Source organism: Corallococcus interemptor (genome assembly GCF_003668875.1).
GTDB classification, from domain to species: Bacteria; Myxococcota; Myxococcia; order Myxococcales; family Myxococcaceae; genus Corallococcus; species Corallococcus interemptor.
Genome location: NZ_RAWM01000073.1, coordinates 20590 through 43488 on the forward strand (window position 1 = coordinate 20590; position 22899 = coordinate 43488).

General features: G+C 71.7%; 22 protein-coding genes and 1 pseudogene. 12 read left to right on the plus strand and 11 right to left on the minus strand.

Annotation, left to right across the window (positions count from 1 at the left end; translation table 11 throughout):
* Positions 1-10: 10 nt before the first annotated feature.
* The 3 genes and pseudogenes from D7X96_RS41785 to D7X96_RS23945 form a co-directional block, all read right to left on the minus strand.
* A pseudogene (locus tag D7X96_RS41785) lies at positions 11-277 on the minus strand (diguanylate cyclase); the annotation flags it as partial.
* A gap of 131 nt (positions 278-408) precedes the next feature.
* Positions 409-846 (minus strand): helix-turn-helix domain-containing protein, encoded by a 438-nt coding sequence (locus tag D7X96_RS23940; protein ID WP_120549539.1) that lies wholly within the window; start codon positions 844-846, stop codon positions 409-411.
* Between the two features lie 49 nt (positions 847-895).
* On the minus strand, positions 896-1273 hold the full coding sequence (locus D7X96_RS23945) for a helix-turn-helix domain-containing protein (protein WP_120549538.1): 378 nt from the start codon (positions 1271-1273) through the stop codon (positions 896-898).
* A 231-nt stretch (positions 1274-1504) separates the two neighbouring features.
* Between D7X96_RS23945 and D7X96_RS23950 the strand changes: the two genes are divergently transcribed.
* From D7X96_RS23950 to D7X96_RS23970, 5 genes are all read left to right on the plus strand, one after another.
* A complete protein-coding gene (locus D7X96_RS23950) occupies positions 1505-2719 on the plus strand; it encodes a serine/threonine-protein kinase (RefSeq protein WP_120549537.1) in 1215 nt (404 codons plus the stop codon).
* Between the two features lie 115 nt (positions 2720-2834).
* Entirely contained in the window at positions 2835-4130 is a 1296-nt protein-coding gene (locus tag D7X96_RS23955; RefSeq protein WP_120549536.1) for a serine/threonine-protein kinase, read from the plus strand.
* Between the two features lie 547 nt (positions 4131-4677).
* Positions 4678-7107 carry an RCC1 domain-containing protein gene (locus D7X96_RS23960; RefSeq protein ID WP_233610048.1) on the plus strand — a complete coding sequence of 810 codons (2430 nt, stop codon included), beginning with the start codon at positions 4678-4680 and terminating at the stop codon, positions 7105-7107.
* Positions 7108-7176: 69 nt separating this feature from the next.
* Positions 7177-9441 (plus strand): RCC1 domain-containing protein, encoded by a 2265-nt coding sequence (locus D7X96_RS23965; protein ID WP_121770800.1) that lies wholly within the window; start codon positions 7177-7179, stop codon positions 9439-9441.
* A 123-nt stretch (positions 9442-9564) separates the two neighbouring features.
* A complete protein-coding gene (locus D7X96_RS23970; RefSeq protein ID WP_244219704.1) occupies positions 9565-9942 on the plus strand; it encodes a hypothetical protein in 378 nt (125 codons plus the stop codon).
* A gap of 90 nt (positions 9943-10032) precedes the next feature.
* Here the strand turns inward: D7X96_RS23970 and D7X96_RS23975 are convergent, their stop codons facing one another.
* The gene (locus D7X96_RS23975; protein WP_121770802.1) at positions 10033-10455 is read right to left on the minus strand and encodes an STAS/SEC14 domain-containing protein; all 423 of its coding nucleotides are present in this window, start codon (positions 10453-10455) and stop codon (positions 10033-10035) included.
* A gap of 157 nt (positions 10456-10612) precedes the next feature.
* Here D7X96_RS23975 and D7X96_RS23980 point away from each other — a divergent pair, with 157 nt between their 5' ends.
* Positions 10613-11296 (plus strand): hypothetical protein, encoded by a 684-nt coding sequence (locus D7X96_RS23980; protein ID WP_120549531.1) that lies wholly within the window; start codon positions 10613-10615, stop codon positions 11294-11296.
* 19 nt (positions 11297-11315) lie between these two features.
* On the opposite strand, the gene D7X96_RS23985 is transcribed toward D7X96_RS23980, so the two are convergent.
* On the minus strand, positions 11316-11738 hold the full coding sequence (locus tag D7X96_RS23985) for a SpoIIAA family protein (RefSeq protein WP_120549530.1): 423 nt from the start codon (positions 11736-11738) through the stop codon (positions 11316-11318).
* A gap of 366 nt (positions 11739-12104) precedes the next feature.
* Between D7X96_RS23985 and D7X96_RS23990 the strand changes: the two genes are divergently transcribed.
* The 3 genes from D7X96_RS23990 to D7X96_RS24000 all read left to right on the plus strand — a co-directional run bounded on the left by D7X96_RS23990 (position 12105) and on the right by D7X96_RS24000 (position 15347).
* Positions 12105-13055 (plus strand): ArsA-related P-loop ATPase, encoded by a 951-nt coding sequence (locus D7X96_RS23990; protein ID WP_120549560.1) that lies wholly within the window; start codon positions 12105-12107, stop codon positions 13053-13055.
* Positions 13052-14161: an ArsA family ATPase gene (locus D7X96_RS23995; protein WP_120549529.1), complete on the plus strand. Its 1110-nt coding sequence runs from the start codon at positions 13052-13054 to the stop codon at positions 14159-14161. The genes D7X96_RS23990 and D7X96_RS23995 overlap by 4 nt, the downstream gene beginning before the upstream one ends.
* Positions 14162-14297: 136 nt before the next feature.
* Positions 14298-15347, plus strand: a complete 1050-nt coding sequence (locus D7X96_RS24000; RefSeq protein WP_208647365.1) for a CBS domain-containing protein — start codon at positions 14298-14300, stop codon at positions 15345-15347.
* A gap of 53 nt (positions 15348-15400) precedes the next feature.
* On the opposite strand, the gene D7X96_RS24005 is transcribed toward D7X96_RS24000, so the two are convergent.
* The 4 genes from D7X96_RS24005 to D7X96_RS24020 all read right to left on the minus strand — a co-directional run bounded on the left by D7X96_RS24005 (position 15401) and on the right by D7X96_RS24020 (position 18227).
* Complete coding sequence (locus D7X96_RS24005; RefSeq protein ID WP_120549528.1) at positions 15401-16210, minus strand: Rieske (2Fe-2S) protein; 810 nt, start codon at positions 16208-16210, stop codon at positions 15401-15403.
* Positions 16207-16779 (minus strand): YceI family protein, encoded by a 573-nt coding sequence (locus D7X96_RS24010; protein ID WP_121724760.1) that lies wholly within the window; start codon positions 16777-16779, stop codon positions 16207-16209. The genes D7X96_RS24005 and D7X96_RS24010 overlap by 4 nt, the downstream gene beginning before the upstream one ends.
* A gap of 79 nt (positions 16780-16858) precedes the next feature.
* On the minus strand, positions 16859-17659 hold the full coding sequence (locus D7X96_RS24015; protein ID WP_120549526.1) for a hypothetical protein: 801 nt from the start codon (positions 17657-17659) through the stop codon (positions 16859-16861).
* A gap of 142 nt (positions 17660-17801) precedes the next feature.
* Positions 17802-18227 carry a nuclear transport factor 2 family protein gene (locus D7X96_RS24020; RefSeq protein ID WP_120549525.1) on the minus strand — a complete coding sequence of 142 codons (426 nt, stop codon included), beginning with the start codon at positions 18225-18227 and terminating at the stop codon, positions 17802-17804.
* 163 nt (positions 18228-18390) lie between these two features.
* Between D7X96_RS24020 and D7X96_RS24025 the strand changes: the two genes are divergently transcribed.
* The 3 genes from D7X96_RS24025 to D7X96_RS24035 all read left to right on the plus strand — a co-directional run bounded on the left by D7X96_RS24025 (position 18391) and on the right by D7X96_RS24035 (position 20763).
* Positions 18391-19386, plus strand: a complete 996-nt coding sequence (locus tag D7X96_RS24025) for a GNAT family N-acetyltransferase (RefSeq protein WP_121770803.1) — start codon at positions 18391-18393, stop codon at positions 19384-19386.
* An 82-nt stretch (positions 19387-19468) separates the two neighbouring features.
* Positions 19469-20263 (plus strand): hypothetical protein, encoded by a 795-nt coding sequence (locus D7X96_RS24030; RefSeq protein ID WP_121770804.1) that lies wholly within the window; start codon positions 19469-19471, stop codon positions 20261-20263.
* Positions 20260-20763, plus strand: a complete 504-nt coding sequence (locus tag D7X96_RS24035) for an arsinothricin resistance N-acetyltransferase ArsN1 family A (protein ID WP_120549522.1) — start codon at positions 20260-20262, stop codon at positions 20761-20763. The genes D7X96_RS24030 and D7X96_RS24035 overlap by 4 nt, the downstream gene beginning before the upstream one ends.
* Here D7X96_RS24035 and D7X96_RS24040 read toward each other — a convergent pair whose 3' ends face one another.
* Positions 20764-22239 (minus strand): hypothetical protein, encoded by a 1476-nt coding sequence (locus tag D7X96_RS24040; RefSeq protein ID WP_147468383.1) that lies wholly within the window; start codon positions 22237-22239, stop codon positions 20764-20766.
* A 134-nt stretch (positions 22240-22373) separates the two neighbouring features.
* On the minus strand, positions 22374-22899 hold a 526-nt coding region (locus D7X96_RS24045), incomplete at its 5' end, for a glycoside hydrolase family 19 protein (protein ID WP_208647366.1).

A 22899-nucleotide genomic window follows, 5' to 3' on the forward strand; every position in this document is an offset into this window, starting at 1 on the left:
GCGCGTCCGGCACCACGAAGGTGGCGGGGGACAGGATGGCGTGGCCGCAGAAGGACACCTCGCGCGGCGTCTGCGTGGCGTCCAGGCCGTGGCGGGCCTTGAACCACTGGCGGTCCTCGTCCACCAGCGTCACCAGCGCGATGGGCACGCGGAACAGGTGCGACGCCGCGCGCACGATGCGGTCGAACCGTTCGTAGGCGGGCGTGTCCAGCAGACACAGCGAACGCAGCGCCTGGAGGCGCCGCGGCTCATCCGCGGGCATCGGGGGAGGAAGCATGGCCTGCCCGGGTGCTCCCCCACTTGTCTGCCATTGGGGAGAGGGCCCCACCCGAAGGCCCGCCCCCGGGTCCGGCCGGCAGACGGGCGGACATCCCGTTGCAGCCCGGGAGGATTTGTCTGCTCTTGCCGCTAACCGGCGCGGCGCTTCCGGGCGGAGGGCTTCTTGCGCGGCGCGGGAGGGGTGGGGGGCATGACGGACACCACGGTGCGCACCACGCGCGCCACGGCCTTGAGCTGGCGGGGCTCCAGGTCGCGCAGCGCGCGCACCAGGCGGCGCAGCTCCAGCGAGTCCTCCTGGCGCGGCGAGGCCTGGGGCGACACCTGCGCGGAGCCGGGCCCCACGCCCAAGAGCGTGTCCGAGGACACGGCCAGCACGTCACACAGCCGCCGCAGGGTCTGGGCGCGGGGCAGCATGCGGCCGCGCTCCATGCGGCTGTAGACCTCCATGGCGATGCCCACGCGCTCCGCCACGTCCGCCTGCGTGAGTCCCAGCCGCAGCCGCGCGTCGCGGGCGGCGGCACCAAACACCGTGTTCAGCTTTTCATTCACCGGGGCGGGCACGCGCAAAACCTTGCACCTCTCCCCCGGCGCGCAAGTTTTCGAAGAGGCCCGGGCCTCAGCGCTGCCGCAGCGCGAGCGCGCCCTGGATGATGAGGCCCATGGCCTTCAACGCCTCTTCATCCAGGGGGCGCAGGGCGCGCACCAGCCGGCGCAGGCCGGGCGGATCCTCCTCCCGGTCCGCGAGGGCCAGCGTGCGCGCCTCCTCTGGAGGGTGGGGCCCGTCCAATCCCAGCAGCGTGTCCGCGCGGATGCGCAACACCATGCACAGGCGGCGCAAGGTGGTGGAGCTGGGCAGCACGCGCCCGCGCTCCATGCGGCTGTAGACCTCCATGGCGATGCCCACCTGGCTGGCGACGTCGCCCTGGGTCAGGCCCTGCCGCTCGCGGGCCTGTCGCGCCGCGGTGCCCACCGTGATGGCCAGCTCCTCGTTCATTGCCGCTTCCCCACCCCTGGCCGGACCGTGTCTCCCATGAAGTCAGGTGTCCGGCATCCTACCTGACACGGCACCAACACTACCCCAAGGGGCATCCGCCATGCTATGGACCTGGCAGGTCCCATCAGCCCTTTCGCGCATGCCTCCTCCCAGCCACGTCCCCGCTCTCCGATTGGACTCCCCACATCCCATGTCCGCCCGGCATCCCCTGGGCCCAGGAGGCGCTCCGCGATGAGCCTGGAGGGAGGACATCCGCTGCTCCTTCAGCCCCAGGAGGTGGTGGGCAGCTTCCGGCTGTTGAAGCGCCTGGCCACGGGGGGCTACGGCACCGTGTTCCTGGCGGAGACCGGGGGCTTCCACGTGGCGCTGAAGTTCGCGCTGCAGGGCCCGCAGGACTCCGAGGAGGGCTCGCAGGTGGACGCGCGCACGCTCAAGGAGGTGAGCGTGCTGCACCGCATGACCCATCCCAACGTGGTGGCGCTGCGCGGCTATCACCGCTGGCCGCACCCGCGCACGGGCTACCTGTTCCTGGTCATGGACTACGTGGAGGGTCCCACGCTGTCGGACTGGGCGGTGGAGGCGAAGCCCACGGCGCGGCAGGTGGCGCGGCTGTTCGCGGAGCTGGCGCTGACGCTGGACTTCATCCACCGCGCGGGCGTGCGCCACCGGGACATCAAGGGCAGCAACATCATCGTGCGGGCGTCGGACGAGCGGCCGGTGCTGGTGGACTTCGGCTCCAGCGACCACGCCTGCGCGCCGGCCATCACGGACGGTCGGCCGCCGCCGGGCACGCCCAGCTACCGCAGCCCGGAGCTCTTGCGTTACTGGCTGAACAACCCCAAGGGCATGTCCCGCTACGTGTACCAGCCCACGGACGACCTCTATTCGCTGGGGCTCACGCTCTTCCAGGTGCTCACCGGGGACTTTCCCTACCCCCCGGACCTGCCGGCCGCGGCGCTGCTGGGCGGGATCCAGAGCATCAAGGGGCGGTCCGCGCGCTCCATCAACCCGCGCGTGCCCCGCGCCCTCAATGACATCTGCGAGCGGCTGCTGCGCCAGGAGGTGCGCGAGCGCTACCAGATGGGCGCGGACCTCTACGCGGACCTGAGCGCGGCGCTGGAGCGCGCCCCGGACAGCTGGGACCAGCCGCTGTTCAACGCGCCGCCGCCCCACGAGGCCGTCACGGAGGAGTCCGACGCGTACTTCGACGGCAACGAGGAGGCCCGCGAGCTGCGCCGCTGGGCCCGCGCCTACGAGCGGCGCATCCCCGGCGCGGCGCCCCACTCCAGCGCGTCCACGCCGCCCGTGCCGCCGCCGCCCGGACCGTCCCTGGGGTTGGCCGCGCCCCTGCCTCCGCCCATGCCCTGGTGGGTGGCCCGGCGTCTGGCGTGGCGGCGCCTGTGGGCGCGGTGGCGCCAGCGTCTGGGATTGCGCCGGCCGCGTTGAACCCTGCACGTCCTCTTCATTCCTGACGACCCTGGAGGTTTTCCCCGCGACAGGGTTTGTGCTACCTGCGGGGTGGAGCGATTCCCGCTCCACCTGGGAGGTTGGAAGGCAGGACATGAAGACGCCCGATACGACGACGGAGGAGAACCCCGGCGTGCCCCGGCGGCCGCGCGTGCTGTTCACGGTGGGAGGCACGGCCTTCGAGTTCGTGCGCAAGCTGGAGGTGCGCTCCACCGGGGAGCTGTTGATGCTGGCGCGGCGCCGCTACCGGGGCGGGATGGGCGGCCCGGTGGTCATCAAGCGGCTGCGCAACCCGTCCGGCTTCGTGGAGCGGCGGCGGCTGGTGGAGGAGGTGGAGCTGACGTTCCGGCTCAACCACCCGGGCATCGCGAAGGTCTACCACCTGAAGGCGTACCGGGGCGTCCCGCACGTGGTGATGGAGTACGTGGAGGGCCGGTCGCTGGACACGGTGCTGAACCTGGTGGCCATGCGGCGCAAGCCCATGTCCCCGGCCTTCGCGGCGTGGGTGGTCTCCGAGGTGGCGGAGGCGCTGCACCACGCGCACACGCTGCGGGACGAGTGGAACCGGCCGCTGGGCATCGTGCACCGGGACGTGAGCCCCCGGAACCTGCGCCTGGGCGTGCACGGCGAGGTGAAGCTCACGAACTTCACCGCCGCGTTCTCCACGCTGCCGGGGCGGGAGATCACCAGCCGTCCGCTGGTGAAGGGGGACGTGGCGTACGCCTCCCCGGAGGCGCTGCGGCGCGAGCCCGTGGACGCGCGCAGCGACCTGTTCTCACTGGGGCTGGTGCTGCTGGAGGTGCTGACGGGGAAGCACCCGCTGGCGCAGGGGGACGCGGCGCCTCCGCCTCCGCCGGACCTGCCGCTGGTGCAGGCGCAGGGGCCCACGTGGATGCCGCTCACGGAGGTGGCGGCGCGCATGGCGCTGGTGGGGCCGGAGGAGGTGGAGCAGATGGCGCGCGACGTGCCGGAGGGGCTGCGCGCGGTGGTGGCTCGGGCGCTGCGGCAGGCCCCGGCGGATCGCTTCGGCACGGCGGCGGAGCTGGCCGCGGCGCTGCGGGAGTGGCTGCGCGAACACGCGCCCGCGTACGGGAGGCAGGCCGCGGCGGAGGAGGTGGCGGAGGCGGCTCGGGAGGCCACCGGCCGGCGCAACCAGGCGGAGCTGCTGGAGGGCGGGCTGCACCCGGAGGAGCTGACCGCGGAGGAGGCCGCGATGGCGTCCGAGGGTCCACCGCCGTTCCTGAAGGGGGATGACGTGACGCCGGACCTGAACGGGGAGCCCCTGCCCCTCCAGGACCTGGTCGAGGAGCTGGATGAGCTGGCCGGCCCGGACGAAGAGGTTCCGGGAGAGGACCTCGAGGACGACGACGACGGGCATCAGCCGGTGTGAGCCGGGTTCCGCTGGGACTCTGGCCACCCGAGTCCCCCGGGACCAGCGGAGGGCGGCTGGGGGTCCATGACTGTCTTTTCCGGATTTCGAAGCGTGAGGGTGTTTAGCCAAGCTTGCTTGAGTTGCTTGTTTCTTTTCACTCGACAACCAGTTGCGTCAAATCGCCGGTCCGTTCCTCCAGGCGGGGGCGCGAGGGCAATGACAAATCCTGTCACCGCGCGGGTCCGCCGCGACTGACACGCATTCCACCCGCCAGTCAGCGCAAACCCAGACATTGACAGACTTTCGCAGAAGCCAATAAAAGGCGTGACAGCATTTTCACCCGCTGGCACTGTCATTCCATACGCCGAGGGCCGGGAAGTCCCCCCGGGTCGGCGTAAGCCTGTCCATTCCCTCCGTTTTCCATGACGTCCCCCGGCCGTGCTCCCTCCGAGCGCGGCACGGGAAACGTGTCTCCGGGCTCCGGCCCGGGCACGTGAGGCCGGCGTGTGCCCGATGTGAGTCATTGGCTGTCCTTCCCTGTCTGTGTCTCCCCAAGGAGTGTCGAGTGAAGCGTACGTCCCCCCGTTGGTTCCGTTCGCGCGGCATGCTGGGCGCGCTCTTGCTGTCGCTGTCTTCTCCGTGGATGGCCGCGTGTAGTTCGGGCACCGAGGCGCCGGGCCCCTCCGCGCCCGCGGAGCAGACGCAGTCGCAGGTCACGCTGAGCATGGGCTCCGGGGACTTCTCCCAGGCCTCGGTGGAGAAGGGGCGCGTGGCGGCGCTCATCGCGCACACCGACGTGGTGCGCCTGCGCATCACCGTCTTCGAGCCGGGCAAGGAGTCGGAGCCGATCTTCGTCAACTTCGACATGGGCAAGGACGGCAGCGGCAAGTGGACGGGAAAGATCCCCTTCCTGCCCAAGAACCTCCCGCTGACGCTCCAGGCGCATGGCTTCAGCGACGCCGGCGCCGTGACGGAGATCTACAACGGCTCGCTGAACGTCACCCTCACGCAGGACAACGTGACGCTGACCATCCCCCTGCGCCCCGTCACGGACGGGGCGGCGATCCAGCTGCCGCGCATCGAGCGCATCAACATCCCCCGGGCCTTCGCGTCCGGCCAGAGCGGCAACATCACCTTCGCGGTGGCCGCGGCGCTGGGCGAGGCGCTGCACTACGAAATCACCCCCGCGCCGGGCACCAACGGCAGCTTCGCGCCGCTGAGTGGTGACATCACCCTGCTGGGCACCTCGGGCGCGTTCGTCAGCCAGTACACCCCTCCCGAAAACGTCCCGGAGCAGACGACGTACAGCCACAAGGTGACGGTGAGGAACAGGGCGGGCCACTCGGTCAGCACCACCTTCACCACGACGGTGCGGCCCAACGAGTCGAGCAGCGGCGTGGTCGACACAACGGTGAAGGTGCTCTTCAACCCGGTCATCCAGGGCCTGGACGGCTTCCGCGTGCGCAACGAGGTGGGCGAGATGACGACGAACGTCATCTTCACGGCCAAGGTCAGCGACGACGGTCCGCAGAACGCGCTCACCTATGCGTGGGGCTTCACGCCCACGGGCGCGACGTCTCCCCTGCCCGTCTTCACCGGCAACACGAACCCCTCCACGCTCCAGAACTACAACGAGGACGTGCAGGGCACCCTCAGCCTCGCCGTCACCGACGGCGACAATGGCACCACCACGCTCACCTATCCGGTGACGGCGAAGCAGTTCCCGAACGAGCCGCTCGCGGAGGGCGCGCTCGCGGGCGTGAACCAGCTGCGCGCGGGCGAGAACCACACCTGCGCCCTGCTCAACGACGGGACCCTGCACTGCTGGGGCTACAACGTCTCTGGCCAGCTGGGGTTGGGGGACAACCGGGACGTCGGTGACGACGAGAAGCCGTCCGCGAGGCCGGCGGTCAAGCTGCTGGGCGAGGGCTCCAAGATCGCCCTGGGACAGAACCACACGTGCGCCCTCTTGAAGACGGGCATGGTGCGCTGCTGGGGCGAGAACGGCCTTGGACAGCTGGGCTACGGCCACACCGACGACGTGGGCAACGACGACGACCTCACGCTGCAGGGCTACGTCAACCTGGGCGGCCTGGCGGTGAAGATCGCCGCGGGTGGCAACCACACCTGCGCGCTGATGAAGGACACCGGCAAGGTGCGCTGCTGGGGTTCGGGGGCCCAGGGTCAGCTCGGCTATGGGAGCGCGGAGAACGTGGGTGACGCCAAGCAGCCCGTGGAGAAGGGCGACGTGAACCTGGGCGCCGACACGGTCGTCAAGGACATCACGGCCGGCTATGCCCACACCTGCGCGCTGCTCTCCACGGGCCGGCTGCTGTGCTGGGGCCACAACGCCGCGGGCCAGCTGGGCAACGGCAACTTGAACCCGGTCGGCATCAGCGGGGATCCGGGCCTGCAGCCGCCCCTGAACGCGGGAGACGTGGTGCAGGTCGCGGCCGGCAGCTACTCCACCTGCGTGTTGTTCAAGTCCGGTGCGCAGACGGGCGGCGTGAAGTGCTGGGGCAACAACTCCTCCGGTCAGCTGGGCCAGGGTGACGCCTCGGGCAACTATCGTTCGTCGGGCTGCTTCGTGGGCAACAATGCCGGTTGCTTCTACCGGATGGCGTCCGAGGCCGTCTCCGTGAACCTGGGCGGCGTGCTGCCCCTGCAGATCGCGACGGGCGCCGACCATGCCTGCGCCCTGCTGGCCACGGGCAGCGTGAGGTGCTGGGGCTACAATGGCTATGGTCAGCTGGGCCTGGGCAACACGACGCCCACGTCCGCGCCCAGCCAGGCAGTGGACCTCAACGGCGCCACCGCCTACCAGATCACCGCGGGCGGCAACCACACCTGCGCCCTGCTCTCCACGGGCGCGGCTCGCTGCTGGGGCCGGGGCTCGTTCGGCCAGCTGGGTTACGCCAGCAAGAACAACGTGGGCGCCACCAACTCGGCGAGCAGTGGCGGCAACATCGAGATCACCCTGCCGACCGCGCCGTAGTCCGCCTCAATGAACACGCGGGCGCCCGCTTCACCGGGGCGCCCGCTTCGCTTTCCTTCCGTGTGAGCCATGACGAAGCCCGCCCTCCTCGCGCTCCTGCTGCTGTGCATCTCCGCCGCGTGTACGTCGCCGACGACGGAGCGGGGCACGCCGGAGCCCACGGCCTCCGTCACGTTCACCGTCTCCACGGACAACACCGGTTCGCAATCCCAGACACGGCGCGCGCTGGCGGGCTTCTCCTTCGCGGACGTGGCGCGCATCCGCGTCGACGTGGAGGACGCGGCCAGCCACAGCGCGCTGTTCACGAACTTCGACCTGGTGCCCTCGCCCTCCGGGTGGTCCGGCACCCTGCAGTCCCTGCCGCGCCATCAATCCCTCACGTTCATCGCGCGGGCGCACGACGGCAACAGTGCGCTCCTCTTCCAGGGCAGCACCACGCAGACGCTCGTCGCGGACCGGGAGACCGTGGCCATCACGCTGGCGCCCACCAACGACGGCGCGCCCATCACCCTGCCGCGCATCCCCCGCATCCAGCTCCCCGGGGAGCTCGTCTTCGGCCAGCCCGCCACCGTCACCTTCTTCGTCGAGGCCTCCTCCGGCGAGGCCCTCACCTTCACGCTCACCGCCGCGAACAACGGCGGCGCCTTCGTCCCCTCCAGCGGGACGTTCACGCTCACCGGGACCTCCGGCGCCTTCGTCGCCCGCTACCTGCCGCCCTTCGGCATTCCCAGCCCCACCGACTACACGCACTCGCTCACCGTCACGAACCCGGCGGGACATTCGGTCAGCACCACGTTCACCACCCGCGTGCTCCCGGCGGACCGGTCCACGGACTCACTGGGCACCACCGTGCGCATCCTCTTCGCGCCCGTCATCCAGGGCCTGGCCGCGTCCCGCCTCACGGGCACCTCCGACGTCTCGTGGTCCGCCTCCGTGTCGGATGATCAGCCCTCGCGCACGCTCGACTACGCGTGGAGCTTCACCCCGGACGCGCCCGTGACGCCTGCCCCCGGCTTCACCACGCAGGCCAACCCCACCGTCCTCCAACACTACGCCCCCTCGCTCCAGGGCCACCTCTCCCTCCAGGTCACCGACGCCGCCGGGGCCCGCACCACCGCCACCTACCGCCTGGGCACGCAGCAGTTCCCCGACGCGCCCGTACAGACCGGTGGCCCCACCGACGTCGCCCAGCTCCGCGCCGGTGACAGCCACACGTGCGCCCTGCTCAACGACGGCTCCGTGCGCTGCTTCGGCAGCGGCGCGCAGGGCCGGCTTGGCTACACCGGCACCGCCAACATCGGCGATGACGAGACGCCCGCGTCCAAGGGCCCCGTGCCCCTCGCCCCCGGCGAGAAGGCCGTGCAGCTGGCCACCGGCCTGGGCCACACCTGCGCCCTGCTCTCCACCGGCCTCGTGCGCTGCTGGGGCGCCAATGCCTCCGGGCAGCTGGGCCTGGGCCACACGCGCACCATTGGCGACGACGAGCCCATCGCCAGCGTGGGCACCGTCGACCTGGGCGGCGCCCGCGCGCTGCGCATCACCGCGGGCGACCGTCACACCTGCGCGCTGCTCACCTCCGGCCACGTGCGCTGCTGGGGCGACAACACCCACGGACAGCTGGGCCTGGGCCATACCGACACGCTGCCTCCGCCCATCACCGACGTCCCCGTCGGCGCCCCCGTGCGGGACCTGGCCGCGGGCGGCGACCACACCTGCGCCCTGCTCTTCTCCGGCCGGCCCCGCTGCTGGGGCGCCAATGCCTACGGACAACTGGGTTACAACCGTGACGATGATGTCGGTGACACCGAGTTGCCGTCGTCCGCCGGTGACGTGGACGTGGGCGGCACCGCCGTGCAACTGGCCCTGGGCGCACAGCACACCTGCGCCCTGCTGGACACCGGGGCGCTGCGCTGCTGGGGCGCCAACGCCTACGGGCAGGTGGGCAACGGCAACCCTGACTACGCGACGCCCCTCACCCCCGTGGCGCTCGGCTCCGGCCTTCGCGCCGTCCAGGTCGCCGCTGGCGCACAGCACACCTGCGCCCTGCTCGAGTCCGGTCAGCTCCAGTGCTGGGGCAACGGCGCCCGGGGCCGTCTGGGATACGCCAGCACGCGCTCCCTGTCCGCGCCCGGCGGCGCCTTCATCAACGTGGGCGGCGCGCCCGCCACGTCCGTCACCGCGGGCGGGCAGCACACCTGCGCCGTGCTCTCCTCTGGCCGCGCGCTGTGCTGGGGCTTCAACACGTCCGGGCAGCTCGGCTACGGCCACGTGCGCGCCATCGGCGATGACGAAGCACCCGCGCTCGCCGGGGGCATCCTCCTCGTGTCGCCCTGACACCGCGCACGGGAGGGCCCTGATGCCTGGCTGCCTGCCCTCCAGGCCCCTGCGGGTGCTTCCGGAGCAGGTTGCCGGACGTGGGGGGCAGTGAAGAACCTCCATCGACGGAGGGACTCCTTCATGGCCACCAACGACACGCGTCCCGCACCCACGCAGCCCGCCGAGGATTTCTACGGACGTCCAACGACTCCCCGCCAGGACGGCGAGCCCCAGCAGCCCCGTCCCGAAGAGGAGGACGAGCGCAAAGCCCGCCGCGAGCTGACCGAGGCCGATGAGAAGGGCATCCGTCCGCGCACCGGGGACGACGCCGACGACCGCGACCTGAGCCTCCACGACGCCAGCGGCCTGCAGCCGTATGACCCGCGCGAGCGCGCCCCGGGCGCATCGCTGGACGACATGCCGGACGGCGACGGCCCCCGCAGCGACGCGGGCACCAACCCGGTGTCCGACGTCTACCGCTACGGCCACCCGGACCGCATGCCGGACCGCGAGCGCTGACCCGCCGCGCCCTTCAAAACACCGAGGGCCAGGACCCGAGGCTCCCCGCCCCGGCCTGGCCCTTCGTTGTGTCTGGGATTTGAAGGCGCTTCAGCCCACGCGGCGCGGGGCGTGATCCAACCGGTGCGCGTCCACCCACGCATTGGCCTGCGCCAGGGTGTCCACGAAGACGGTGTCGAAGCTGGCCGCGTGTCCGGTGAGCAGCATGGCCACGGACATCGCCTTGCCCACCACGCGCTGGGACAGGTCGGAGCCCACGTACACCACCGAGCGCATCCACTCCGCGCGCACGTTGTTGGCCAGGTACTTGCGGGACTCGGCGGGCAGCTCCGACCCCGGCACCTCCGCCACCAGGTAGAACGGCCCCTGCGCCGCCATCTCCTCGTACACGCGCAGCGCCCACTTCGCGTCCTGCAGCCCGACCACGCCCGTGTATTTCGTATGCAAGACGTCCGGCGCCGTCATGCGGATCCGGTGCGCGCCACACGTCCACTCGCGAATCTGTTGCTCCATGCGGTCCTCCCCCCAGCTTCCGGGGTGAACCCTACGCCGGACCCCGCCCGTCCAGGGAAGTGCCCCTGCCCTTTGGGACAAGGTTCCGCTGTCCATTGGATGTCAGACCCCCTCTGTACTGTGTACCCATTCCGACAGCCTTCCAGAGGGGGAAATCATGACGGAAACCCGTGAAATGCCGCGCGTCTCGGTGAACAAGCTGGGCGAGTACCTGGTCGCCACGCCCGCCCGCCGCAAGCGCATCATCCACGACCAGAAGCACCCGCCGGAGGCCCAGTACCTGCGCTATCCGGAGGCGTCCCAGGCCATCACGGACTTCCTCTGCCGGGGTCTGGATTTGAACGTGCTGCGGGAGTCCCAGCGCCGCTTCGCCTGCGCGGTGCCGCAGACGGAGTTCGAGGCCCAGCGCATGCAGCTGTGCTCGGAGGCGCTGGAGCGCTTCGCCGACCTGGTGCCGTGGTTGGATTTGGACGACGCCATCATCAGCGCGGTGGGCGCGGAGCCGCCCGTGCTGGAGATGGCCGGGGTCACCATCAGCGTGCGCCCGGAGGTGGTGGTGCAGCGGCTGGACAAGCAGGGCAACCCGCGCGTGGGGCTGATGAAGCTCTACTTCTCCAAGACGCACCCGCTGGACGAGCGCAGCGGGCAGTACATCGGCACGCTGCTGCAGCGCTTCGCGGAACAGCACCTGTGCCGGCTGGGCCCGGCGGACCACCGGCTGATGACGGTGGTGGACGTGTTCGCGGGCTCGCTGTTCGTCGCGCCGCGCGCGCACATCCGCCGGCTGGGCGACGTGGTGCTCGCGTGCGAGGAGATCGCCGAGCGCTGGGCCGTCCACTGACGGCCGGCCGGGCGGGCCGTCAGCGGGGCGCCGCTTCCTGACGGCGCCGGTGGGCGTCCAGCCACGCGCGGGCCCGGGCCTCCGAGTCCACGAACTCCGCCTCCAGCTTCGTGCCCCGGATGAAGTTGAGCGCCACCACGAGCGCGCGCAGCACCTCGCGATGCGTGCGCTTGGCGCCGAAGAAGACGGCCCCGCGGAACCACGTGGTGCTCACGTGCTCGGCCAGGTACTTGCGCGGCGCGACCGACAGCCCCTCGGAGCTGCTCAGGTCCACGACGAGGTACAGGGGCTTCTCCGGGTTCACCCCCAGCTCGTGGAACACGTCCACCAGCGCCCGCACGTCCGTCTCTGAAAACGCTCCCCGGACCTTGATCCAGAGGATGTCGGAGCCTTCCAGCGAGACACGCTGTGTCCCGAAGACCCACTCCCGCAGCACCGCCATGCCCTCTCCCACGCAGAGGGCCGAAGGGTACTCAAAACCCGGCCCCCGTCACCAGTCCGTGCCCCCTTCTTTCCGAGGGAATCCGCGGGTCCAACCCTCCGGGTCACGCACGCGCGCACGCCACGTGTCCTCCCGGGCCGGGTCATTCCTCGCACGTCGCGTCATGACGGCGGTCCGTGGCCGTTGTGTCACGCCCGGGTCAGCGCGGCGCGCGGGGAGCCTGGGCGTGCCTGGAAAGCCGCTATGCTCGTGGAGCGGGCGGCCAGGCGGACGGCCGTCCCTGGGCGCATCTCCGGCCGGTTGCCGGTACGCGCTTCCTTGCTCACCGTGAAGGGTCGCGCCGCTGGCGCGGGGGATGGGAGCGTGGTGCTGGAGTCCTTGTGGAGCAGACGCGCCGTGCTCGTGTCGGGCAAGGGCGGCGTGGGCAAGACGACGCTCTCCGCGGCGCTGGCGGTGGCGGCGGCGCGCGCGGGCCGGCCGGTGCTGCTGGCGGAGCTGTCTCCGGACGAGGGCGGCCCCTCCATGCTCGCGGGGCTGGTGGGCGCGCGGGAGGCCGGGCCGAAGGTGGTGTCCGCCGGGCCGAACCTGTCCTTCGTGCGGCTGTCCGCGCAGGAGGGCCACCGGCTGTTCCTGGAGGAGACCCTGCCGGTGAAGTGGCTGGCGGAGGCCGCGCTGCGCTCCAAGGCGCTGCGGCGCTTCCTGGAGGCGGGCCCGGCGCTCAAGGAGATGGGGCTGATGTTCCAGCTCCTGTCGCTGTTGCGCCGCACGCACCCGGACGGCCGCACGGTGCATCCGCTCACCGTGGTGGACCTGCCCGCCACCGGCCACGCCATGGCGCTGGCCACGCTGCCCAGGAGCATCCTGTCGCTGATGCCGGGCGGGCCCGTGGGGCGGGCGGTGCGCGAGGGGCTGGACCTGCTCCAGGACCCGGCGCGCACGGGCGTGGTGGTCACCACGCTGCCGGAGCCCCTGCCCGTGAGCGAGACGCTGTCGCTGGTGGCGGAGCTGAAGAAGGTGGGCCTGCCCCTGTCCGCCGCGGTGCTCAACCGCATGCCGGAGGACCCCTTCACGCCGGAGTCCCGCGCGGCGCTGGAGCGGCTGCTGGAGACGCACGGGCCGCACCAGGGACAGCGGGCGCTGGAGCGGCTGGAGCGCGCGCGGCAGGCCCGGGCGCGGCTGGCGGCGGGCGTGGCCGTGCCGCACCTTGGACTGCCGGAGCTGGCGCTCACGGGCGTGGCGCTGGTGGAGCGGCTGGCGGAGCTGTTGGAGTCCACACTCGAAGGCGCCGCGGCACGCGGCCGGGAGGCCACGCCATGAACCTGGACGGCATGCTGCGCGACAAGCGGATCCTCGTGTTGTGCGGCGCGGGCGGCGTGGGCAAGACGACGACGGCGGCGGCGCTGGGCGTGGCCGCGGCGCGCGCGGGGCGCAAGGTGCTGGTGCTCACCATCGACCCGGCGCGGCGGCTGGCGGAGGCCATGGGGCTGAAGGAGAACGGCGCGGAGCCCACCTCCGTGCCGCCGGAGCGCCTTTACGCGGACGGAAAACGCGGCGAGGGCCGGCTGGACGTGTGGATGCTGGAGCCGCGCATCGTCTTCGAGCGCATGGTGCGCCGGATGTCCGCCACGGAGAGCGCCGCGCGCACCATCCTGGAGCACCGCCTGTACCGCTTCCTGTCGGAGCTGGTGGCGGGCGTGCAGGAGTACGCCGCCGCGGAGGCGCTGGACAGCTTCCTGGCGGAGGGCCACTACGACCTCATCGTCCTGGACACCCCGCCCAGCCGCCACGCGTTGGACTTCCTGGACGCGCCGGGCCGGCTGTCGCGCTTCCTGGACGAACGGATCATCTCCCTCTTCGGCCCCGACTCCGGCCGCACGGGCCGGCTGTGGCAGGGCGCGCAGGCGCTGGTGGGCAAGGTGCTGGATGGCATCTTCGGCGGCGGCTTCGCGCAGGAGATGCGCACCTTCGTCGCCGCGTTCGGAGGGCTGTTCGCCGGCATCCGCCTGCACGCGGACCGGCTGCGCGAGCACCTGTCGTCCAAGGACGCGGCGTTCCTGCTGGTGACGTCTCCGGAGGCCGCCGCGCTGCGCGAGGCCACCTTCTTCCAGGAGGCGCTCCAGGCCAAGGGGCTGCCCTTCGCGGGCTACGTGCTCAACCGCAGCTGGGCGCGGGAGGACGGCCTGGCCCCGGCCGCCGCGCTGAAGCCGCACGCGAACAACGCCGCGGACACGGACGCCGTCAGCGCGCTGGAGCACCTGGCGGACGTGGAGGACGCGAGAGCGAAGGCGCACCAGTCGCTGCTGGCCCGGCTGGCCGAGGGGCTGCCCCGGGGCGCGCTGGCCATCGCCGCGCCGGACGCGGGCGCGGACCTGGAGGACTTCCGGGGCCTGGTGAACCTGGGCGACGCGCTCACCGTGGCCTGACGTCCGCCTGCCCGGCTTTGGAAGCCCAGCGGCGGCCGGGGGCGGACAGGCGAGCGGCGCCGCACCTGGCCGGCTGGAGCTTTGCGTGCTCCGGCCCGCTTCCCATGTTCGCAAGTCGAGGAGGCTTGCGACGCACATGGGCACCAAGGATTACAGCAACGGAAACGGCAGGCATGACCTGGGGCGCGCGGACATCTCCACGCCTCCCACCGACGCGATGGCCACGCACCGCTCGCCGGACGTGGCGCCGCCGGGCTCGCGCGAGCGCTCGGAGTCCGACGTGAGCGGCTGGAGCCCCGGGCGCGATGAGCTGCCCGCGGACCGTCAGGGGCGCTTCCACCGCGCCGCCGCGTGGCGCCTGGGCCGCGTGCGCACGGACGTGGACGACACCGGCCAGTGGCGCAAGGACCGCGAGGGCGAGCGCGACGGAGGCACCAGCGGCCCCTATGGCCGCGACGACCGGGACACGCGCTACGCCAACGGCGCGGGCCCCCGGCGCACCCAGGGCGAGGACACCGTCCAGGAGATGCAGCCCCAGCGCGCCGACTACCGCGAGTGGGACCGCAGCGGCTACGGCGGCGAGGAGCCCCTGCTGCGCGGCCGCCCGCGCCCCGCCTCCCGCGAGGATGCGCGGCTGCGTGAGCGGCTGGCCCCCAAGCGCGAGGAGACCTTCCCGCTGGATCCGCGCCTGCGCGAGTCACGCGACGCCACCGGCACGTCCCGCCGCTGGAGGCGCGAGCCGCTGACCGCTCGGGACATCATGACCCGCCAGGTGCGCACCGCGCGCCGTGACAGCGCCCTGCGTGAGGTGGCGCAGCTGATGCGCGACGAGGACTGCGGCGTGGTGCCCATCGTGGACGCCGAAGGGCGGCTGCTGGGCCTCGTGACGGACCGCGACCTCGCGCTGCGCGCCTTCACCGGCCAGCGCGCCGTGGACGGCCTGCGCGCGGCGGACGTGATGACGGAGGACCTGGAGGCGGTGCTGCCGGAGGAGGACCTGCACGGCGTCATCGAGCTGATGGGCCGCCGTCAGATTCGCCGCGTCCCCGTGGTGGAGCCCGACGACCGGCTGGTGGGCATCATCGCGATGGGGGACATCGCCAACCGCGCGGATCAGGACGAGGAGCTGCAGGAGGCGCTGGAGCGCATCTCGTCCCGGCGCTCGTTCTGGAGCCGGCTGCGCTGAGCCGTGCGAGAGGACGGGAGGCTTGGAAGGGCCTCCCGTCGTCCCAGTTCGGCTCAGGTGATAGCGACGACCACGCCGGACGCGTCCGCCGTCACGGGGAAGGTCTTCAGGTCAATCGTGGCCGCGCCACCGGGATCGACCTTGCCCGTCTTGCTGAACGTGGACGCGTGGCACGGGCAGAGCAGCTCGTTGATGCTCGCCTCGAAGCCCACCTCGCAGCCCTGGTGCGTGCAGACGGAGTCCACGGCGGAGTACGTCCCGTCCTCCAGCTTGAAGACGAAGATGCGCTTGCCGTAACCGGTGGGGGTGCCGCTCACCATGCCGCCCGCGTTCTGCAGGTCCGGGAACTGGGCGAACGTCAGCGTCACCTTGCCCTCTTTCACCGCCGGGAAGGCGTCGTCACCGGCCTTGATGTTGACGCTCAGCACCTGCGTGCCCGCGTTGTACGTGGCCACGTACTTCTTGAGCGGCACCGTGGCGGGCTCCTGCGTCACCGCGCCCGTCTCGATGTTGAACTTCGACAGATGGCAGGGGCACACGGCCTCCTGGCCATCGAACCCCATGGGGCAGCCCACGTGCGTGCACGTCGCGGACAGCACGGCGTAGGTGTTCGCCGTGGGGTGCATCACCAGCAGGTTCTCCTGCCCCGAATCCTTCGGGAAGCGCAGCGTCACCGCGCCGCCCTCGCGGGACAGGTCCGGGTAGCGCGGCACCACCAGCGCCACGATGCCGTCGTCGCCGGGCATGGGGACGTCCAGCACCGGCGCGGGGTCGATGTTGGGCGCGCACGCGGGCGGGATGCCCGCCACCACCACGCCCGTGCCCAACAGCTTCTTGAAGAAGTCGCGACGCGACGAGCTCACGTGCCCTCCGTGAAGACGAGGTGCGGCTCCAGCACCAGCTCGTCTTCCACCTTCACGAGCAGCAGCGTGGGCCGTTCGATGTTGTAGCCCTCCAGGCTGATCTTGAAGGACCCGTCCGCCGTCACCTGCTTCGCGGAGTCGAACTTCACCGTCATGGGGATCAGCACGTCCTTCGTCACGCCGTGGAAGGTGAGCTTGCCCTTCAGGGTGACGGGCACGCTGCCCGGGAAGGTGGCGGGCGGCTTCACGCCGGTGCCCACGGCCTTCACCTCCACCAGCGGGTACTTGGAGGCCTCCGTCACCTCCAGCATGTGCGTGTCGCGGTTGGAGTTCTGCGAGTCGAAGTCCTTCACCTGCGCGCGCACGGCCACCTGGAGGGTGCCGTCCGGCTTCAGCACGGCCTTGCCCTCGCTGGGGGGCGCCTTGCCGGACACGGTGTGCATCTTGTGGATGAGCTTGTAGGTGAGGCTGCTGGCGTCCTTCTTCACCGAGAACATCTTCGTGTCCTGCGCGGCGGCGGGCAGCGCGAGCAGCAGGGCAGCGGACAGAACGAGTCGTCGAGCAATCACGGCGTCCTCCAGAGGGGGCTACGTCTTGTCTCCGCACAACGGCCGGCGCACGGAGACATTCACGACAGGGGGGATGGGGTCAGAAAGTCAGCGTGACGATGCCCGCGGCGACGCAGCCCAACGTGGCATAGCCCACCACCTGGTGCGCGGTGGCGTACTTCGGCTCCGTGATTTCGCCGTAGCTGTGGGTCGCCAGGATGCCGAGCACCGCCTGCGCGATCATCCCGGCGGTGGCCAGGCTCATGAAGATCTTGTGGAACGTCACCGTGTCCCACTGGAACGGGCGCTCCACCGGGTCCGGCGCCAGCAGGCCCAGCGTGCCCACCGTGGCGAACAGCACCGACGTGCCGATGACGACGCCCCGGTGCCAGGCGAGCAGCGAACGGTTGTCCCCGCCGCCCCGGAAGGACTCGTTGAACTGCAGCTGTCCCAGCACGGTGGCCGCGGTGAGGCCGCCCGCCATGGCCAGACCCAGGCCCTGGTGCAGCTTGAGCATGGTGCGGCGCGTCTCCAGGTCCTTCTGCAGGTCCGGATCCAACAGGCCCTTGGACGCCTCCGCCTCCGGGGTGAGCAGGTCGAAGTCCAGGCTGGGCTCGGAGGACGGCGTGGAGCCGGAGTCCTGCGTCGCGGGGGCGGCCGGGGAGCCGGACTCCGGCGTGGCGGACACCGGCGGCGCCACGTCCGGCGTCACCTGCGCCGGGGCCGCGGGGGCGGCTTCCTGCGAAGGGGGCGGCGGCACCGGCCTGGAGGGCTTTCGCTTCGCGGGCTTGCGCTTGGCGGCGGCGACCAGGACGGGGGCGTCCGGCGCGAAGGCCGCACCAGCGGGAGTGGCCGCCAGCAGCAGCACGGCCAGGAGGGGGGCAATGACGCGGGTCATCATGGGGTTCCCGGGGGACGACGCGGCCCGTCGAAAACAGGGCGGGCCATGCCATTCCAGGCTACCCCGGCTGATGGTCCGGGTGCACGGAAGTGCACACCGGGTCCGGGTGGGCCTTGGGAACCACCGGAGGTCGTGACGCGGGTCAGGCCGGTGTCGTGGAGGGCACCTCGGAGCGGGGCGCGGTGCCGTGCGCGAGCTCCTGGCCCAGGGCGTGCGGGTCGAAGTAGGCGAAGAAGCGGCGGACCCGGTCGCCGTCCCACTCGATGATGGAGACCCCCTCGTAGGCGACGGCGGCGCCGTTGCGCGCGGTGCCCTGCGTCTCCCACTCCAGGGCCACGCGGTCGCCGGACTCGATCATGTTGCGGAAGGTGGACTTCACCTGGCCGAGGGTGCCCTTGTACTCGGTCCAGAAGCGGCGGGCGCCGTCGACGCCGGAGAAGACGTTGGGGGAAGCGACGTTGCTCACCTGCGCATCGTCGGTGAAGAGGGCGACCAGCGGCTCGATGTCGCCGTGCTCCTCCAATTTCAGCAGTGCGTCCACGAACCGCTGCGCTCGTTCCATCGCCATCGGGAGTCCTCGCTCGTCGCGAAAAGAAGTCAGACGTGTGCCCGGGAAGGGTGCGCACGCGAGGGGGAGGTGGCCTGCCGCCGGTGGCTGCTCCCTCGTCCTCCGGACGGAGGCCCCACCCCCTTGCCCCCGGGTGGCCCGGTGATGGAAGACAGGCGCCGTCATGTCCCAACCCAAGAAGCAGTCCTGGCAGGAGGCCGAGGCGTCCCTGCTGGCCCTGGTTCCCCCCGAGGCAGCGCGGGCCGGGGGTGAGGTGGAGGCGGCGTCCGGCGCCCCGTCTCCCGAGGCCCGGGTCCCTGCATCCCTCGGTTGGCGCAGCGCCCTCTTCGTGGCGCTGTGCGCGCTGTACCAGCTGCGCCGGATGATGCCGCTGGCGGGCGTGACGCCGTGGGACTTCGAGGCGCTGTTCGCCAAGGGCTACGGCGCCGTGGCGCTGCTGGTGTTGTTCCCCTCGCTGATGTCGCTGTGGGGCATCGCGAGGCGCGACGTGAAGCGCCAGTCGGACGCGTCGGCGTGGTTCCTGCTCCAGCCGGTGGTCTGGGCGTTGGTGGCCGTGGTGTCCCTGTTCCAGGCGGAGTTCGTCGCGGCGCTGCTGATGCCGTGGCACCTGGCGTTTGTGTGCGCCGTCGTGATGGTCATGGCAACTCCAACGCCGGCGGAGGAGGCCCCGGTGCGGCCGCGCGCGCCGCCGCCCCCGCCCACCGTGCGGCCCGCGACGCCCGAGGACCGGGACGCCATCGCGGACCTCCTGGACGCGGCGCTCGCGCGGCGTCCCACGACCTTCGAGGCGCCGCTGGAGGGCGAGGAGGACGGACGGCACCCGGTGCTGGTGGCGGAGGAGGACGGGCGCGTCGTCGCGTGCGCGGCCACCCGCGCCTACAGCCCGCGCGAGTGCTACGCGGGCATCGCGGACTTCAGCCTCTTCGTGGCGAAGGACGTCCGGGGCCGGGGCGTGGACGAGCTGCTGCTGAAGGCGCTGCTGGAGGCCGCGGAAGAAGCCGGCCTCCACAAGCTCACCACCAGCGTCATCGCGAACCAGGAGCACACCCTGAAGCTGTTTGAACGCCTGCGGTTCACCACGGTGGGCAAGCACGAGAAGCACGCTCGGTTGGATGGCGCGTGGCACGACGTGGTGGTGGTGGAGAAGTTCCTGCGCTGAGGCAGTCGCACGGACATTGTCTCCTCCGGGCCCCCTTGCTCTCGCGCTCCGGCGGGAGGATGACTGTCCTCCAGGAGCACCCATGTCCCAGCAAGCCCTCCGTTCCGCGCCGCAGCCCGCCACCGACGACAGGGAGGTCGACCTCCTGCCCACGCCCGTGGCGGCGGATCCGGGGGCGTTCCCGTCGCTGACGTTCCTCCTGGAGGAGGTGCGCTCGCCGGGGATGGTGCGCGCGGACATCGACGCGCTCATCTCGGGCCTGGGGCGGATGCCCGCGCCGGAGGAGCCGCTGCGCGAGCGGGCGGATCTGCTGCTGGGGCTCCTGGACCGGAACAACCCGGTGGGGGACTACGCGGGCTCGGGCGGGATGAAGGTGCGGCACGCGGCGAAGGAGGCGTTGATCGCGCTGGGCTATCCGTACGCGATGGAGCTGCCGCCCGAGCTGCTGGAGACGCCGCGCGTCAACGGAAGGGGGCCGGGGCTGAGCGGAGGCGACATCGTCCTGGCGGTGGTGAGCCTGCTGTACCAGTGGGGCGGCCTGGCGGCGGTGTGGATCTTCCTCGAGTACTCCAAGATGGCGGAGGCTGGCGAGGTGTCGGTCGGCATCGGCGCGGCGCTCGGGCTCTCCACGGGGGTCTCCCTACTGGGCCACCACCAGCGGTCGCGGGACATGCAGCTCGTTGGATCCGTGGTGCTGTGGGCAGCGGCGGTGGTGTGGATCCTCATCGCCCTGCCGTCCGCCCTGTTCACGAGCGGCGTGGCCCTGTTCCTCGTCCCGTGGCACCTGGCGCTGTGGACCGCCTGGTCCCTGCGTCCGGAAGAGGAGCCGGAAAAGCCGCCGGCGCGCCTCTCGCCTCCGCCCCCGTCCACGCCATGAGCGCGCGCCCCAGCGTCCGGCCCGCCACGCGCGAGGACCGGGCCGCCATCGCGGCCATCTACAACGCGGCCCTCGCCGAGCGCGCCTCCACCTTCGAGACGCGCCCGCGCACGCCCGAGGACATCGACGCCTGGCTGGGCAAGCGCCACCCGGTGCTGGTGGCGGAGGAGGACGGGCGCGTCATCGCGTACGCCTCCACGGGCGCGTACAGCCCGCGTGAGTGCTACGCGGGCATCGCGGACTTCAGCGTCTACGTGGCGCCGGAGGCCCGGGGCCGGGACGTGGGCCGGCGGGTGATGGAGGCGCTGCTGCGGGAGGCGGAGGCGGCGGGCTTCTACAAGCTGACCTCGCGCGTCTTCGCCACCAACGTGCGCAGCCGCGCGCTGCTGAAGCGGCTGGGGTTCCGGGAGGTGGGCGTGCATGAGAAGCACGCCCCGCTGGACGGGGTGTGGCACGACGTGGTGGTGGTGGAGCGGCTGCTCACCGCGAACGTGCGGTAGTCAGCGCCGCGAGTCGCGGGTCCACTCCTCGCGGGTCCAGCCCTGCCGTTCATAGAGGGCGCGGCGCTCCGAGGGCAGGGCCTCCCAGGCGACGCCGGGGTCCAGGTCGCTGGGACGGCTGAAGAGGCCGGGGACGTCGCCGCGCACGGCCTGGGCGGCGCGCTCGGGGGTGAGGCCGCGCAGGCCGTAGCCCAGCTTGAGGCCGGCGTGGCTCTGGCTGTCCTTGTGGGAGGTCTCGAAGGCGACGCCGCCGCCGAACTCCGCGGTGCGCGGGTTGATCATCGCATGGGCCCGGGCATGCGGGCCCACGCCCAGGGACAGCTCCACCTTGCCCTCCGAGTCACGGCTCACGCTGGCGATGCCCAGGTCCACCTGCAGCTGGGCTTCCTTCTTGCCATGCGCGTCCGTCATCAACTCCAGGCCCAGGGGCCCGGCCTTGGCGGCGATGCCCGCCTGCGTCTGGAGGTCGGTGGTGCCGCGAGCGGTGACGTGGGTTTCGCTCTTGAAGTGGAGCATCTGGTGGGCCGCGCTCGCTTCGGCGGAGACGAAGACCCCGGCGGGACGTTCCCCGGAGAGGACCTGGGCGCGGGCGGTGACGGTCTCGTAGGCCTGGACCAACGAGTGTTGGGGGCGCCCCAGGCCGGCCTTCCACTCCGACTCGTAGCGTTCGCGCCGCGGGTCGGACCAGGACAGGCCCAGTGACGTCTCCCGCAGGTCCAGCGCCTGAGGAGGCCCGAGCGCGCGAAGGGCCTGGAGGCTGTCGGCCCGGGCCACGGCATCGCCGTAGCGTTCCAGGTACGCGTCATAGGCGACGACGGTGGCACGGCCGGCATCGGTGGCGTGGGCGTTCACGGCGTCACGAAGGGCCGAGGGCAGCTTCGGATCATTGACGAAGGTCTCCGGCCGTCCAGGCATGCCGAGCGGCCCCTCCGCGCCGCCCGGGCGCCGCGACAGGACGCCGTTGGACGCGGCCTGTTCCAGGAAGGCCAGGCGCGACGGAGCATCCATCCGCGACACATAGGCGGCGAGCAGCCCCTCCCGGTCCATGCGTTCCAACGTGGCGCGGTACGCGTCGCGAGGCACGGAGCCGAGCGCATCGTGCGTGGCCTTCACGTCGCCGCCAGTGAGGAAGGGGTTCGACAGGCTGCGCGTCAGGTGCGAGCGGACCGAGGCATAGACGTCCTCGGGAACAGGAGCGGAGGGAGCGCGCAGCCGTCCGCCCATCGCCAGGAGCTCGCGCGCGGACACGGCGGGGCCCTCCGCGTTCGACGAGGGACGGGGCGTGGAAGGGGCAAGGGAGGGGCCGTCATAGGGCCGCAGCTCGTTGCGCGAGGTCGAGGACGCGCTGCTCTCACTGACGGAGGTCCTGCGTGAAGCAGTGGTGCCCACGCGGAGCTCCGGCGAGGGAGCCTCGGGTTCAGGAAGCGTGGGGTCGGGAGACAGGGGGGCGCTACCGGGTGCATCGATTCGGGACATCAGGCTCGCTCCGAGGAAGGAGGAGCCCGTGCCCTGTGCAGCCCGTGCGCCACGCCCAGGTGCCCGGAATCACAGGCACCCTCTGGCCTCCATGCGCCCGGGCCTGGGACCCGGGTCCCGCGTCCCAGACGGGCTCAGCCCAGCACGTCCTGCGCGCGGCGGTAGTACATCTCGCGGCTCGCGAGGCCGTTGTAGCCGCCGTTGATGCGGCGGGTGACCTCGCGGAAGTTGCCCGCGTCCGCGTAGCTGTTCAGGTTGCGCGACTGCCAGTACCAACCCGCGATGCGGAACGCGACGTCCGGGTCCTTCGCGCGCTCCGGGTGCCCTTCCAGGTCGATGCCCAGCGCCTTGCCCGCCGCCCGGTAGTTCGCGCGGCCCGTCAGCTGGATGGGCCCCCGGCCCTTGTAGCGCTTGCCGTCGCCCGGCTGCGTGTTGCCCAGGTCCTTGCGGCCCTCGTACGCCGCGCCGGAGGCGATCTCCTCCATGTAGCGCAGCTCGCCGCTCTCGTGCGCCAGCTGCGCCAGGAACATCTCCTTACGCCGGGGCGTGTTGATGTTCGCCTCCGCCATCGCCTTGTTCAGGTGCGGCAGGTACTGCTCCGCCTTCGCCTGCGACAGGTTCGGCATGATCCGCCGCAGCTGCGCCGCCGTCACCCCACCC

Bases quoted from the DNA above. Each gene is read 5' to 3' on its own strand.
- D7X96_RS23975 (WP_121770802.1), bottom strand. From the start codon at position 10,455: ATGGAGCAACAGATTCGCGAGTGGACGTGTGGCGCGCACCGGATCCGC.
- D7X96_RS24040 (WP_147468383.1), bottom strand. From the start codon at position 22,239: ATGTCCCGAATCGATGCACCCGGTAGCGCCCCCCTGTCTCCCGACCCC.
- D7X96_RS23950 (WP_120549537.1), top strand. From the start codon at position 1,505: ATGAGCCTGGAGGGAGGACATCCGCTGCTCCTTCAGCCCCAGGAGGTG.
- D7X96_RS24015 (WP_120549526.1), bottom strand. From the start codon at position 17,659: ATGATGACCCGCGTCATTGCCCCCCTCCTGGCCGTGCTGCTGCTGGCG.
- D7X96_RS23965 (WP_121770800.1), top strand. From the start codon at position 7,177: ATGACGAAGCCCGCCCTCCTCGCGCTCCTGCTGCTGTGCATCTCCGCC.
- D7X96_RS23985 (WP_120549530.1), bottom strand. From the start codon at position 11,738: ATGGCGGTGCTGCGGGAGTGGGTCTTCGGGACACAGCGTGTCTCGCTG.
- D7X96_RS24025 (WP_121770803.1), top strand. From the start codon at position 18,391: ATGTCCCAACCCAAGAAGCAGTCCTGGCAGGAGGCCGAGGCGTCCCTG.
- D7X96_RS24035 (WP_120549522.1), top strand. From the start codon at position 20,260: ATGAGCGCGCGCCCCAGCGTCCGGCCCGCCACGCGCGAGGACCGGGCC.
- D7X96_RS24020 (WP_120549525.1), bottom strand. From the start codon at position 18,227: ATGGCGATGGAACGAGCGCAGCGGTTCGTGGACGCACTGCTGAAATTG.
- D7X96_RS24000 (WP_208647365.1), top strand. From the start codon at position 14,298: ATGGGCACCAAGGATTACAGCAACGGAAACGGCAGGCATGACCTGGGG.
- D7X96_RS23945 (WP_120549538.1), bottom strand. From the start codon at position 1,273: ATGAACGAGGAGCTGGCCATCACGGTGGGCACCGCGGCGCGACAGGCC.
- D7X96_RS23995 (WP_120549529.1), top strand. From the start codon at position 13,052: ATGAACCTGGACGGCATGCTGCGCGACAAGCGGATCCTCGTGTTGTGC.
- D7X96_RS24030 (WP_121770804.1), top strand. From the start codon at position 19,469: ATGTCCCAGCAAGCCCTCCGTTCCGCGCCGCAGCCCGCCACCGACGAC.
- D7X96_RS23955 (WP_120549536.1), top strand. From the start codon at position 2,835: ATGAAGACGCCCGATACGACGACGGAGGAGAACCCCGGCGTGCCCCGG.
- D7X96_RS23970 (WP_244219704.1), top strand. From the start codon at position 9,565: ATGGCCACCAACGACACGCGTCCCGCACCCACGCAGCCCGCCGAGGAT.
- D7X96_RS23980 (WP_120549531.1), top strand. From the start codon at position 10,613: ATGACGGAAACCCGTGAAATGCCGCGCGTCTCGGTGAACAAGCTGGGC.